At 67.4% G+C, this 13,856-nt stretch carries 11 protein-coding genes; 1 reads left to right on the forward strand and 10 read right to left on the reverse strand.

Annotated features, from left to right (window positions below):
* Nucleotides 1-172 precede the first annotated feature (172 nt).
* The 6 genes from K3M35_RS20075 to K3M35_RS20100 form a co-directional block, all read right to left on the reverse strand.
* Nucleotides 173-1,045, reverse strand: coding sequence for an AAA family ATPase (locus K3M35_RS20075; protein ID WP_138846033.1), 873 nt, complete (start codon nucleotides 1,043-1,045; stop codon nucleotides 173-175).
* Entirely contained in the window at nucleotides 1,042-1,893 is an 852-nt protein-coding gene (locus K3M35_RS20080; protein WP_138846034.1) for a hypothetical protein, read from the reverse strand. Before K3M35_RS20080 ends, K3M35_RS20075 begins: the two co-directional genes overlap by 4 nt.
* Nucleotides 1,890-2,981: a hypothetical protein gene (locus K3M35_RS20085; protein WP_138846035.1), complete on the reverse strand. Its 1,092-nt coding sequence runs from the start codon at nucleotides 2,979-2,981 to the stop codon at nucleotides 1,890-1,892. Before K3M35_RS20085 ends, K3M35_RS20080 begins: the two co-directional genes overlap by 4 nt.
* Nucleotides 2,982-3,964: 983 nt before the next feature.
* Complete coding sequence (locus K3M35_RS20090; RefSeq protein WP_138846036.1) at nucleotides 3,965-4,378, reverse strand: hypothetical protein; 414 nt, start codon at nucleotides 4,376-4,378, stop codon at nucleotides 3,965-3,967.
* Between the two features lie 136 nt (nucleotides 4,379-4,514).
* The gene (locus K3M35_RS20095; RefSeq protein WP_138846037.1) at nucleotides 4,515-5,240 is read right to left on the reverse strand and encodes a hypothetical protein; all 726 of its coding nucleotides are present in this window, start codon (nucleotides 5,238-5,240) and stop codon (nucleotides 4,515-4,517) included.
* Nucleotides 5,233-5,607 carry a hypothetical protein gene (locus tag K3M35_RS20100; protein WP_138846038.1) on the reverse strand — a complete coding sequence of 125 codons (375 nt, stop codon included), beginning with the start codon at nucleotides 5,605-5,607 and terminating at the stop codon, nucleotides 5,233-5,235. Before K3M35_RS20100 ends, K3M35_RS20095 begins: the two co-directional genes overlap by 8 nt.
* Before the next feature lie 410 nt (nucleotides 5,608-6,017).
* Here K3M35_RS20100 and K3M35_RS20105 point away from each other — a divergent pair, with 410 nt between their 5' ends.
* On the forward strand, nucleotides 6,018-7,028 hold the full coding sequence (locus tag K3M35_RS20105; protein ID WP_138846039.1) for a hypothetical protein: 1,011 nt from the start codon (nucleotides 6,018-6,020) through the stop codon (nucleotides 7,026-7,028).
* Between the two features lie 242 nt (nucleotides 7,029-7,270).
* Here K3M35_RS20105 and K3M35_RS20110 read toward each other — a convergent pair whose 3' ends face one another.
* The 4 genes from K3M35_RS20110 to K3M35_RS20125 all read right to left on the reverse strand — a co-directional run bounded on the left by K3M35_RS20110 (nucleotide 7,271) and on the right by K3M35_RS20125 (nucleotide 12,417).
* A complete protein-coding gene (locus K3M35_RS20110; RefSeq protein WP_228045357.1) occupies nucleotides 7,271-7,789 on the reverse strand; it encodes a hypothetical protein in 519 nt (172 codons plus the stop codon).
* Nucleotides 7,789-8,943, reverse strand: coding sequence for a ParA family protein (locus tag K3M35_RS20115; RefSeq protein WP_138846040.1), 1,155 nt, complete (start codon nucleotides 8,941-8,943; stop codon nucleotides 7,789-7,791). Before K3M35_RS20115 ends, K3M35_RS20110 begins: the two co-directional genes overlap by 1 nt.
* Nucleotides 8,944-11,141: 2,198 nt before the next feature.
* On the reverse strand, nucleotides 11,142-11,375 hold the full coding sequence (locus K3M35_RS20120; RefSeq protein ID WP_138846041.1) for a hypothetical protein: 234 nt from the start codon (nucleotides 11,373-11,375) through the stop codon (nucleotides 11,142-11,144).
* A gap of 409 nt (nucleotides 11,376-11,784) precedes the next feature.
* Nucleotides 11,785-12,417, reverse strand: coding sequence for a hypothetical protein (locus tag K3M35_RS20125; RefSeq protein ID WP_138846042.1), 633 nt, complete (start codon nucleotides 12,415-12,417; stop codon nucleotides 11,785-11,787).
* Between the last annotated feature and the right edge of the window lie 1,439 nt (nucleotides 12,418-13,856).

Raw genomic sequence — 13,856 nt, forward strand, 5'->3', positions numbered from 1 at the left:
GCACGGGTTGACCGTGAACGTCGGGGGCGTCGCTTGCTTGCCCCCGCAGAGTTCCTTCCGTCGAGACCCGAATGTCGGAGTGACGGTATGAATCCCAAGGTGATGGTGTTTCATCATGCGCCCACGCCTGTTCGACGAGGTTTCCGGCAGCGCTGACATCGTGCTGACGCCGTCACCCGAAGCGTGCGGTGACCGTCGCAGCGAGCTCGGCATAGGCGACCTTCGTCTCCGGCTGCAGCTGGCCGAAGTCGAACGCCGCACCTGCTGCCAAGAGCGGATCGTGCGGGATCCGCCGCACCGCCCGCACACGCCGCTTGAGATCAGCGTGGATCTTGTCGACGTCCACCGAGGTCGACTCGTGGATCCCGTTGATCACCGCCACCGCATCGCCGAGCAGCTTGGAACGCCGCATGTCGACCAGCTCATCGAGTGTCTCCAGCAGCGCGTAGAACCCGTCGATCTGGGCCGGCGTGACGACCACCAACTGCGTGGCACGGGCCAGGACCTCACGGGCCACATCGGACGTTGCGCTGGTGCCGCAGTCGGCGACGACCACGCGGTAGTCGGCGGTGAGGAAGTCGAGGATCTCGGCGTACACCGGACCGTCCGAGGTCGTGTCCCGGTGCCGCGTCGAGGTGAGCGCGTCGAGGCCGAGGTCGTTGGACAGCAGATACGGCCGCAGGTCCGAGTAACTATGGAGCACCTCGGTACGGCCGGCGAGCTGCTGCAGCGGGAGCGCGGACTGCCCTTTCGGGAACTTGAGTCGCAGCGTGCCCTTGTCCGGGTTGGAGTCGACAACTGCCACCCGGTCACGCATCACCGCGGCGAGCATCGACCCGATCCCGGTGGAGGTGGTCGTCTTGCCCGCTCCCCCCTTGCCTCCGAACACCGCCACGTACTCGGGTCGACGACTCGAACGCACCGCGGCGACCGCGGCGTCCATCTGGCCAGCAAGGTCCGGTGCACTGCGATCGAACAGGCCCCGCAGCCATCCGCGGGCCGGGATCTCGAGCGCCTCGGGGAGTTCGATGCCGGTCTGGCTCATCGGTTTCGCTCCTCGGGTCGTTGGGCGGCGAGCAGGTCGTTGCGCCACTGCTCATGCGTTCTACCTGTGCGGCGATCGGTCCACCCCGGGGACGCCAGCGGCATCCATCCGGACAATCGCGATGCAGCCTGCGCGCCAACCCAACCGGTCAACGCCGTCCACCCCTGCAAGTTCGTGGTGATCACGACTGTCACTGGGTGAGTGGCACGGGCTACTGCGTCGGCCAATGCCTTCCAGGCGAGCATTCGCTCGTCGGGCCGGCGTAGGGACACTCCGACGTCGTCGATGCCGAGGACTTCGACTCCGGTGATCCGCGCGGTGATCGCGGCGGTGAGTTCCCACGGCGTCACGTCGACGGCGAGGATGGTGTCTTCGCTGCCGACGAGCGCGCGGCGGCCGGGGGCGAGCGCATTGACGACTGAGAACATGGCGCGGGTCTTGCCGATCCCGGTGGGTCCGATGAGCGCGATGCCACCGCGATGACCGCCGTGCGGATCGGCCGCGGTGTGGGTATCGATGAGGCGAAGGCATGCGGCAGCAGTCTTGGTCGAGTCGATCTCGTCGACACTCGCGTGCTCGTAGCCGGCGACCGCGTCGAATGCGCGGACAGTGTCGAACCACGTATGACGGTCGCGATCTCGGGCGGACGCGGCGCGGGCAGAGGCAGCGTCGACGCCTGCTGCGGCGGCATGCACCCGACACCGGACAGCGTCGCGCCAGCCTTCCGGGCGGCCGGGAAGCTGTGCGGGACGAGCGACGAGAGCGCCGCAGTCGCGGCAGGGCACCTCGATCGTGGTGACCTGTCCGAGGACCGCGGAGATGCGGCGGGGGCTGTTGGGTGTGCTCATGCAAGTCCCTCGAGTTCGCTCAGATCGGTATGGGCGCGCACCCCCGAGGCGGCGGTGTTGGTGGCGGCGACGCCGTTCGACGGACCTGCGGTACGGGAGGTCCGCATCGCGAGCAGCGCGCGCGACACAACGTCAGGGGTGGGGAAATCGGCGTCCCGGATGTGGAAGCGGGCATTGCCCTCCTCGAACCACCACCGCATCAGCGCACCGAGCTCGGCGGCCGGAACCGCCTCGATGCCGTCGCCTGCGAGGGCGCGGTGGAGGTTGCGGCCGGTGCGGGGCACCGACGGAGACGCCCCTCCCCCGTGCTTGCTCTGGTACCGCGTCCATGTCCGTCCGAGGTCGCGCAGTTGCTCAGCCATCTCGGGTTCGGCGACATCGGCGATGGTCCAGTCCTGTCCATCGGCGCGCCAGTCGCCGAGCATCTTCTCGAAGGTGGACTTCGACGGGGCCTGGGTGATGGTGCGCTGCCAGTGGGGCCGTGAGTGCAGGCACCAGCAGATCACGGTGACGGCCTGATGAAGGTTGCCGCCGGTGACGTGCGCGGCGGCGAGAAGGTTGCGCCGCCAGGTGTAGGTCGCCTTTGCGGTGTGCCGTTCGGCGATCGCGGCCCGCACAGTCTCGACGGCAGCGCTGAGGTCGATGACGAGGTCGGCGCGATCTCGAGTGGTGGCAAGAGAGTGCTCGGACAGCAGCTGGTCGAGTTCGCTTCGGGTACTGCGCCCTGGCCTCCTGGCGATGCTCGGTGCACCGCGGAGGCGTCGCCAGTAGTCGGTAGGGCACTGATCGGACCATGCCCACTCCAGTGCCGGCGCAGCAGCCGGGTAGTGCTCAGCGACCGCGGCGATCCACGCGTCCGGGTCGGCCGGCCGGTGCTTCGGGTTCGCGGCGAGCACCGCTTGAAGCCCGGCAGTGGCAGAGGCACCTGCCGGTGCGGGTGTGTCGGCGATGAAGCCCTGCCGGACGGTGAGGCGAGGGTCGGACAGCACGGCTGCGGTAACAGCGTCGATGAAGGCGGGCAGGGCGGCTGCGACCGCGTCCGAGACGACTGTGGCGAGTTCGGTGTCCGCGGCTGCGCGGAGGGGCATACCGGGGCCTTTCGATTGGTGGTCGTGGTGGTGCGCGAAAGGCTACGGTTTCGCTTCTCCAGTCCGGTCGGAAGACGAAATGGTCGTGTGTCCAGCAGTTTCGGTGTCCCTATCGAGGTGGCGCCTTGGTTCGACCGCGACCGGGTGTGCCTGTTCGGTGAGGGTGCATCGAACGGAAGCGGGCGGGGCCGGCGCCCGGGAAGGGGCGCATCCGATGGACGAGCGGAGGGTTACGCGGGTGAGCTGGCGTCGAGAGGCGGCCGGGCGGCTGTTCTCCGGTCGATGTTTTGTACGGCTGTGCGGGCCGTGGGGCGCCTGAAGAGTGTGGGGTGGGTTCCTGTGCCCGGTCGGGGGTTTCAGAACGTCTGAGAGGCGGATCGATCTGGGCGTCTCGGCGTCAGCCGGGACAGCGGGCCCGCAGCCTGGCGACGGTTCGTTGGGTCCGCAGAGCGTCGAGCCGGCTGCAGGTCGCGTTCGTGTGGCGACCGTGCGTCGCGAATTTGCCCCTCCCCCCACACCCCCCACCTACCCAAGGTGACCACTAGTAGTTCTTATATCTCAGTTCTTATTCGCGCGATAGGCGGTATGCCATGGGTATGCCACCCCTATGCCACGCCTATGCCAGACCGATTGGGCGGCATACCCTACGCCACACGAGCGTCGTTCCAGAGCGTGTGGCTTGACCTGCGGTGATGATTCCGGAACCCATCGTCCATCGCGCGGATGGCATACCCCATGACTGTCCGAATTATCTGAATCGGCATTGGGTATGGCAGGGCTATGCCAGATCGGGGCCGACGGAAATCGGCATACCCTATGGCAGACCTACACCATCCCTACACCACCGGAAATACCGGACAAATGCCCCGCCGAGTCCTGTCGTGGACAGCTCGAAATCCCGTCCTGCGAAGGTAGTTCCGACCCCACGACGAAGCCCGCCCCGACGTGATCGGGACGGGCTTGTTCCTGTCGTAGCCGAATGCTCAACCGTGCACGATCGCACCGAACAGTGCTGCCTGCACGACGTGCTCGGCGATCCCCGCGTCGATGTCACCGTGTCGGCCATCTGCCGGCATCATGTCGTTCTCCCGGCTGGCGGCGGCGATCCGCGCGCGATGCGTCTCGGGCAAGTAGTCGACCTCTCCCTTGATGATTCGACTGATCCCTTGCGCTACGACATCGAGATCGACGATAAGTTCCTCCGCGTCCGGACCGGGAACCCAGCTCATGGTCTCGTGATCGAGAATGAGCTCCTCGGTGTGAACGAGCACCGCCCGCGGCGACTCGGTGTGCCTGTATTCGAGCACTGATGCCCAGTACGAGACCCCGCCTTCCATCGCGGTAGTGAAGACATCGGTGAGGAACTTGGTGCGTTCTGCGGAATGAGTGGCAGGCATGGGCAACTCTCTCGAAATCGGCCGGCGGCTGCGGCGGTGGTGGGCTGCGCTGACCGTCTCGTGCCGGACGCTCGGGAGTTGTTGGGATCCACCGGCCGTGGATACAGCTCGGCGACGGTGGAGCGGATAGAGCCGGTCAACCGAGCCGGGTGCTGTTGAGATGCCCGAACCGATTGTCTCCGAACCGGGACAACAGTGAGCGCTGCAGTGGGGCACGCAGCGGCTCGTCGATCACGGACCACGACCGCGATGTGAGGCCCTTGAATGCCGTTTCCGCGCCGGGCATCACAGCAAGGTGATCGAGCATCTCCTCCGGGGGCCGCAGGAGGTCGCCGGTCATCGAACTGGCGGGAATCAAAGGGCAGCCGGTGATTTCCTCCCAGTACTCCGAGGCGTACTGGTACATCCGGTTCTTCTCCAGGTCCGCGGGCGTCTGGTCGCACAGTCGCAGGCCGAGGAGTTCGGATCCGATCACCATCCGGAGCAGCGGTGAGTCGACTTGGTGCACAAGGCTGTACAGACCAGAGGAGAAGTACTTCGGCTGACGAAACCCGCGAGTGGGCATCCAGCCGCGGATGAGGACCCAGTACCCATCGAGGGCGACCTTTCCTTTGGCCTGCAGGTTGTCGAGGAGTCGCCCGACGTGACTGGTCCCGCCGAACACGTCGTTCCATTCGTTCGGGCGGTAGAGGACGCCGACGTGTTTGGTCTCGGGATGGGTATTCGCGAGGGTGAGCAGTCCGATCTCTTCGAGGGTGAGTTCGTCGGCCAGGCACTGCTTCTCGAACGTCTTGGGGATCTGAACGAAGCCGGGGCCGCTGGTGGTCCGGCGCGGTCTCCGCAGCTGACGGGGTTCAGGCACGACGCGCCTCCACTCGGAGCCACTGCCCGCCCAGGCGAGCGGACAGGTCATCGAGGTCGGTGTCGAGCCACCATCGCACGCAGGCCCGAACCACGGCGTATCTACTGCGCACTCCTCTTGCCGACGGATGTGCTGCGGCGATCGAGTCGAGCTTGCTGGCGACGTCGCCGCGCAGGGTGACGGTCGTGCGGACGGTGTCACCACGGGCGGGGGTGGCGAAGTAATTGGTCAGATCGGCTCCGTCATTCGTCGCGTGGAGGACCGCTTGAGTCACCAGGAAGCTCACCGGGCGGCCGGTCGTCTCGCGGAGACGGGCGAGCGTGGTCGCCGTTGCGCGGTCCCATCGCGCGGGCATCGTCTCGGTCATCGCGGTCCTCCTGGGTGGTTGGGCGTGGTGGTCGCGACATAGGACCATGTCGCTTCTCCACCGGCGCTGACCTGGACGAATTCGACGAGCCTCCAGGTGCTCGTCCCCCTGCCGGCAGGTTTCTCCGTACGTCCACGGAGGCGGACAGCTGTCTCCCCGGGAGATGGGAGACAGACAGCGACGCTCCTTGTATCCGCTATTTCAATGACTGCGTTTGTAGGCCTGTCGATCGCTCAGCCGACAGGGTGTTCTCGTGAGCTGGCGCACTACGAGCCCCCTGACCTGGCAATAGGAAAATTCGAGGACACTACGCTCGGCGGGTTGATGTGTACCGGCCGTGCCCCTCCCCCTCGGGTCCCGACCGTCATGAGAAAGCGCGTGGTGACCAGAGAGTGGCGAAGAAGGGCTCGTTGAGTAAGAAGTGGAAGATCGCAGGTGGCGTGGCGGTTGTCGTGCTCTTGCTCGGCGTGGCGGGGTCGTGCGCCGCCGACGATTTGAAGACCGAACTCGGGTGGTCACAGGCCGACCCCCTGAAGTCGGAATGGGTCGGGACGATCATCTCCACCGATGTCCTCGGTCGGCTCCCGACCGCTGACATCGACTTCGGCGAGTCGACGAGGACGATCACCCTCGCCCGGGTGCAGGCACCGTCCTGCGGCGAGGATGGTGATCGAGCGGTGCAGGCTCTACGGGCACGGCTCGCAGATCTCCTGCCGGCTGGAACTGCCGTGCGGGTAGCGAGGGCAAGTTTTGGCTCGTTCAACACGTTGGACAGCTCGTCCGGCTATGTCTTTACTTCCGCGCCGCTCGCTGCGACCACGACTGTCTCACCGCCGACAACATCCGTGACCGGGCCTGTCTCTTCCGCCCCACCGGCGCCCTCGACCACCGCGGCCTCGGCGACGAGTACAGCGCCGGCTGTCGGTGGGTCCGCCAACGAGGTGCTACTCGCCGAAGGCCACGGCTCGATCGCCGATCCGGACCTCGATTTCTCGATCGCGGCGAGCACGCCGCTCGACGAGCAGATCGCCGCGGCTACTACGTATCTCGGCGGGGACACTGCTCAGTTCGCTCTCCTGGTCTCGGCTAGCCAGAGCGCGTGGGATTCGTCGGCGGGCTCCCAAGCGGCGTGCCGCGTCGCTGACCAGCCTCGGGTGGACGAGAAATTGCGGCGCGACGAGGAGGCACGCATTCGCGATGAGAAGGAACGCATCCGCCGCGAGCAACAAGCACAGCTCGATGCGCTCCGCGCCGGTGCGGACGGCCAGATCGGCACCTCCGACGACGATGAGACGCAGTACTACTTCAACGCCAACGGTGAACTCGATATCCGACCGGACTACAGCAGCCCCAGCTACAGCGGTGGTGGTGGCGGAGGTGGCGGCGAGAGCCGCTTCTGCCGCAAGAGATGGTGGTGCTGATCAGTCCTTTGATCTGCACTTTCGGTGTCCCCAGTCCCTGATTGGGCACTCTTTTGTCCTGGACCGGGCGTACTTCGAACTGAGGGGCATGACCTCTCGCCGGCGAACCCCTTTGAGTTCGCCGGCAAACTGCTCTGCGGGCTGCGCTCCCCCACCACCGACCCCATGACCTGCCTCGGACAGCGGTATCCCCGGGAGACACGTGGTCTTCCCGGGGATACTGCGCTCTATATATAGGGGGATCAGGACTTTCGGCGGCGCCGTGCGTCTACCGGCAGCAGATCCTCAAGCCGATCGTTGGCCTTCGGGTCCTTGGCGATCGTCTCGAGACCGAGGCGCATCAACGCGATGACCATAGCGTTGTCCGACGGACGGCGGCCAAGGCGACGCTTGCGCTCACGACGGTCGCGGTCGCCGTACCAGTCGTCGCAGCCGTCCTGGAACTCGTCCTCGATCGACTGGTCCCACTCGACGTACTTGCGACGGACCTCGCTGTTAGTGGATTCGACGACCCGCTTGCTGCGCGACGTGGTGCTCTTTTTCTTCGTCGGTTCCGGAGCGGCCTTCGGTTCCGGAGCTTCCTCGACCTCCGACGGCGCGGGTGCGGGAGTCTCGGCCACCGGCGTCGTCTCCGGGACGGCAGTGAGCGAGGGCTCGACAGCTGCAGGTGCCGTTGCTGCAGGTGCCGTTGCGCCAACGAACGCCGGAGGCAGAGTGCCGCCGCCGAAGCGATCGGGTCGACCTGACGTCATCTTCGCCATTACTGAACTCCTTCTGCGACGGCCACGGCAACCGCCGCACCTTCATCTCCACCGGCGTCTGCGGCCGGCACATGGTCGTCTTCGTCGGGTTCGACGGTGAACTTGAGCGGGCTCTCGAACAGGACCTCACGCATCACCTGAGGAAGCTGTTCGTTCTGGAGCTTCTCGATGGTGTCCTCGTACCGCTCCGGGGCGAGCAGCGCGAGAAGGTTGAGTGCGTGCCGCATGTAGGCGGACACCAGGCGCAACTGCGAGTCGGTATTGATCTTCGGCTCCCCCGCTGCAGTGAACATCGAGGGCAGAGCGTCGGCGACGGACTCGCCACGACCGTTGGCAGCAGCGACGAACGCGGCTTCGTTGATAGCCGGCGCCCACACCCCGGATGCGAACGCGTCCCGCGGATCGTCGGCGTCGAAGCCGGAGTCAGGCCAGGTCCCATTCACGAACTGGACCGTGCCTTCGACTCCGATGCGGTGCTCGGTGGTGCGGTTGACCTTGGTGACCACGACGCCTGCCACTGCGAGCGGATGACGCCAGGCCTCCGCGAAGTGCTGGACCGCTCGGACGCCGTCAGCGAACCCGACCGTGCCGAGCAGTTCCGGGTGGGCCGGGAAGATGGCCCATCCGGAGGCGAGAATCGCGAGTTCCGTGGTCGACCCCACCGAGGGTGGGCAGTCGATCAACACGACGTCGTAGTCCGAGGACAGTCCGGACTCGTGCAACCCCTTCCACAATCGCAAGTGCGCGGCTGCGGGCTTCTCGTCCGCGATCTCCTGCAGCGCTGCGCCCGGTGAGGGCACAACATGAACCGATCCTCCGGGTACGAGCGCTCCCCCGAGCTTCCAGGGCCGGGTTGTGTCGGGCTGCCACGGTTCGGTAGCCAGGTGCGCAGCGCGAGCGACGATGCTGGGCTCGGTCGGGTACTTGATCAGGTCGGCGATCGAGACGGGGTCCTCGACAGTCGGCCCGGTGCCGGTAAGGACCGTCATGCTGCGGTTGGTATCGGCGTCGACGATCAGGACCTTCACACCGACGTTCGCGAGGAACTTCGCGTACTGGGCGGTGGTGGTGGTCTTGGCGACTCCACCCTTCTGAGAGGTCATCGAGCAGGACTTGTCGAGTGCGGCGTTGAGTTCCGCAGGGGTCAGGCTCATCGGACCCCTCCCCCGCTGTGTCGACGCGAGGGGGCGACGAGATTCGTAGGCTGCACGGCAGCTCCTCGTGTTCTGGTGGTTGATGTGGTGCGAGAACCGTAGGTGGCGGGTTCTCCACGCGATCCGCGTGTGTCACAGGGTCCGGTGGTAGCGCGTGACTCCCGTGACTGGAGAGGTTCGCGTGGTTGAAGGGTAACGCGTGGACAGCGTGTCTCGTGTGTCCACCCGGTTTCTAGTGATGCGCGTGTTTAGAGTGTCTCCCCCATTTCTCTGGTTCCATGCTGGTCACGGGTATCACGCATACCACTGGTGTCGGGTATGCCACGTGTATCTCGTGTCTCGCGTGTCGCCCTCGCTTCCCGGGTTTCGCGGGTGACAAGGGTGCCGTGGATAACCCGTGTGGCATGGGTCAGTCGGGTACTGCGGGGGTCACGTGTGACCCACGATTCGTGGGTGGCACGCCCTCTCCGGGTAACGCGGGTGTCTCGTGTTACCCCCTCTTCCCGTCAGGTTCGGGTATCGCGTGTGAGGTGTGTTCGTTGGGGGACCGGTGTGGCACGTGTTGGCCGGGTATTCCGCTATACCAGTGGGTTCCGGGTATCTCGTATTCGAGGGGTATAGCGGGTGACCGGCGATTCGTGTGTGTGTTGGGATGCACCGGTATCGCGTGTGGCGTGGGTGTCCCACTGTTCCCAGGCTCCGCGTGATTCGTGGGTGTCGCGTTGGTCGTGCGTTTCGCGTGTTGTCCCGGTTGAGTGTGTCTCCAGTTGTTCCCGTTTTACCGGTTGACGTGGGGTTTCGTGTGACTCTCGTGTTTCACGCAGTACCCCTATTGCCCGGGTATTGCACGGAACGCGTGCATCGGGGGAATCGCGTGTCAAATGGGGTTCGCGGGTACTTGGGGTTTCGCGGGTGTCTTGTGTTGGTGGGGTCTCGCGGGGGTCATGGGAGTGGGGGAGTTATGTGACTCGCGGGAGTCGCGGGCTTCAGGGGTATCGCGGGAGTCGGGTGGGCCTAGGGAGTCGGGGTGTAGACGGGTATCGCGCGAGTCGGGTGGGGCGGGGGAGCGGGGGTGCGGACGGGTATCGCGGGTCTCGCGCGTCTCCAGTGAAAGCCGGTGTTGTCGGGTATCGCGGGAGTCGAGTGGAGCTGGGGAGTCCGGGCGTGCGCGGGTGAAGCGGGTGTCCCGGGTCTCGGGGGAGTCCGGGCAATGGCGGGGGGCGCGTGTTTCGCGGGATCCGGGTGGGGCGGGGGAGGGGAGTTGTAGGCGGGTATCGCGGGTGTCGCGCATTTCCAGTGCGGCCCGGCGTACTCGGGTTGAACGGGTATCTCGTGTGTCGTGGGATACCGGTTTCTGGGGTGTGGCGTGTGTGTCTTGGGTGTCGGGTAGTTCGCGCGATTTGGGGAGTGCGCGGGTTTCATGTGTATCCCGTGTTTCGCGTTTTGCGCGTGGCCCACGTGTGGCGCTCGGTTCTCGTGTTTCGCGCGTATCCCTGCATTCGTGCCGGTCTCGTGCCCATTGGGTGTCGCGTGTTTCGTGTATTACCCGGGTATTGCGTGTATCGCGTGTCTGGCGTGTTGCGTGTATCCCAGGGGTCACCCTGGTTTCGTGCGGCGCGGGGGTTTCCCCTGCGATGCACGGCTCATGGGAGTCGTGTGGAGCGGGGGAGTCGTGCGGCGCGGAGGAGTCGTGCGGCACGGGCGACGGGCGACTCGTCGGGCCCGAGGTCGGCGACCGGGGCGGCTCGGGTGGCGTCGAATCGTCTTGGCCGCGATTGGTCGGCTGGCGGGCTGCGCCGGATGGGGCCTGCGGATGCCTGCGCGGCCCGCTGGCGCCCGAAACGGCGTCGGACGGACCCGGGGCCCGATTTGCGTCCTCGACGCGTCAGCGGCTCGCTGACGCGTTTCCGGGTCAATCGGAGATCTGGGGTCCCGAACGCGAACGGGAGACCCCCGTTTTGCCGCCTGAGAGCCACGCTCGCGGACGAAAAAGCCAATCTGGGGTTCCTTGTGCCAGAAAGGGGGAGCGGAGCGCTCAGAGGGCGTGCCGCGTTTCGCGTCCTCCGGGCCGCCCGCGGGCCGAACAGCGGTCTCGGAGGCCACACGACCGAGCCGAGGAGACACCCCTCGCCGACCGGGGTCCGGCGAGAGCAGGTGAGCCTCGTCGAGCCCTCCGCTCAGGCGGGAGCGGGAAGCTCTCACGGGAACAGCCAGTACGCGACCGCCACGGTGGCGGCGAGGACTGCGGCGGAGCCCGTCAGCGGGCGCCAGAGGCAGCTTCTAGCGCCGAGGTTCGCGTACCGCGGCTGGTGCAGCGCGACACCCAGCGCGAGGAGACCGAGGAGCGCAAGCGCGCCGATCCCGAGAACTGCCGGAAGCGGCGCGGCCGCGAACGCGAAGGCGAGGTCGCTGGTACCTGTTCGAGTGCTCATGGCCACGAGTGGACCGAGCCGGTTCACCGCCTGTTGCAGACCCGAGAGTCCGGCGACGGGACATACCGCCGGCGATGCCCTGCGACCTGGCTGGACAGCGGTCTCCCGGGGAGACACGAGGCGGCGGAGGGAGACACCCACGTCAGGTCCGGAAACGCCTCGGGGCCGGCTCCCCGAAAAGGAGCCGGCCCCGTCGTCACGCTCGCGTCCATGCGACCACCAGAGGCACGTGGACGACAACCCCGCGACCGCTGTCCACGCGGGCGGACAGGGTCGGATTCCTCGATCGATCGGATTCCGCTACCACCACGGAGGGCGGCGTGACCGATCTCAGCGTACGGGGAACACGCGGTGACCACCGGCGAACCCGCCACCGGCCCGTCGGCGTGTCAACGCGCCCCCGGGCTGCTCACCGGTCGGTGTGCCGCCACAGCGGGCGGAACGCTGCAGCTGCTTCCGACACGATCCGCCATGCCTCAAGCGTGGGGACCGGACCGCTGCGAGCCGCGCGTACCAGCGCCAGGCGCCCGGCCTCGACCGCATCCTCGACCGTGCGACCGACGAGGTCGTCGATCTCGTAGTCCCGGCGGCCCGGCTCCGCCTCACACGCCGCTCGCTCCACTTCGCCGGCCTGGCGGGCACCGCACTCTGCAGCGACCTCGAGGGCCTGGAGCTCACGCAGCGGACGGTCGCCGCCCCAGCGGTCCGCGAACTCGGACAGCGCATCGGGGGAGGAGTCCGCATCCACCCCGGTGGCGGCTCGCTGCCGCGCGTTCTTCCACCGCACGTTCGCAGCGGCCCGGTTGATCCCGCCGAGAGCCTCCTGGCACTGCCGCCACGGCACGTCCATCTCCCGAGCCCGCACCAACGCGGCACCGGTCACCGCGGTGGCCATCGCGAGCCGGCCACGCTCGTCGCTCTCGCGGGCATGAGCGCTACGCAACGCATCCAAGGCTGCGGCCTGCTCCCGCACCGAGTCTGTGACCACCGCGTTCACGGACAGCACCGCCTTCTCGACTCCCGAAAATGTGTCTACGTCCACAATACATAGACACACCGCTTGGGTGCCCGAACCACGCACCCCACCGCCCACGCCCGCACCGCGCGCCCAAAACCCAGCCACCTGTGGTGGGTGGGGTGGGCGCCTGCCGGTGGTGGCCGGGGTGTGTGGGTGTCCCGGGGCGAAGGGTCGTCGTCGTTGGGGGTGTTCGTCCTGGGGTGCCGGTGCCCGGCCCGGTCACCCGGAGGGTGGCCGGGCAACCCAGCCCGTGGGGCTGGGTTGAGGGCGCCGGTTCCCCAGGCTCCCGGCCGCCGGTAGGGGGCCGGGGGTTGACCTGCGCGGTGTTGGTGGGTGGTTCGTTTCCGGGGGCGGTGCGCCTTCGGTGCCGCACGGGTCGGTGGGTGTCGTTCGGCGCGGTCGCTGCAACGCGCCGTTGGTGACGGGGTGGGGTTCCTGATTTCGGCGGCACATCCTCGTGTGCCGGGCTGGTGGGGTGACCGGGGGGGTGGCCTCCGGCCGGATCGTTGTCGGCTGTGGGTTGGGCGGGGGTCGGCTTCGGGGGTGGCTTGTGGGCCTGCGACGTGGGTGGCGTGCGACGTGGATGGTTGGCCCGTGGCGGGGTTGGCCCTGTGCTGACCCGTGAGGTCACTTCGGGTCGACACAGCACCGGGCGGGTCGACGGAGTTCCAGGGGGGGTTGGCGCGGTCGCTGCAACGCGCCGTTGGTGACGGGGCGGGGTTCCTGATTTCGGCGGCACATCCTCGTGTGCCGGGTCGGGAGGGGTGGCCTCGCGGTGGCCGGGTGGGTGTGTGGTTTAGCGGCGGGTTCGCTCCGCTCAGATCGTGGTTGGCCGGCGGTCCGAGCGTTCGACGCGTGCGACCCGCCCCTCGCGGGTTGCCCGTCGGGACGACTCGGCGTCCACCCGGGGGCAGCCCGACGACCCGACTGTCACCCACAAGGGGCGGCCCGAGGGAAGACCTACGCCACCGCCGCAACAACCCCGGTCGGGTACGGCGCCTCCGGTGAGGTGCGCAGGTTCGGGCCGGAGGCCCACCCGGCAGGACGGCGATCACCGCAACCACCCAGAAGCCACCAACCGGGGTGAACACCCCGAGGCCGTGCCCGGCAGCGCCTCCGGCGCGAACCCGAACAGTCACCACCCCTGCGCGGCCGCCGCAGCAGGTTGACCCGACAAGGGCAGCCCGCGCTGACCCGGGGGCAACACCCTCGTCCAAGGCGACCACCACACACCCACGCGATGCGAGGGGGTCCTCACCCCTGGGCGGCCCGTGAACCACGCAGCGTTCCGAGCGAGCGAGGAACCAAGGGGTTCACACCAAGGCCGCCCAAAAGGGGTGACCCCCACGCACCGCGCGGGCACCGACACCCAAGGGGTCAGCAGTGGCACCACCGGCGAGGCACGAGACCAGTGGAACCCGCGACACCCCCGGGTGGAGGTGAGTGGCGGTGGTCGGCGGGGG

It is taken from the genome of Rhodococcus sp. DMU2021 (assembly GCF_019641445.1).
GTDB classification, from domain to species: domain Bacteria; phylum Actinomycetota; class Actinomycetes; order Mycobacteriales; family Mycobacteriaceae; genus Rhodococcus; species Rhodococcus pyridinivorans.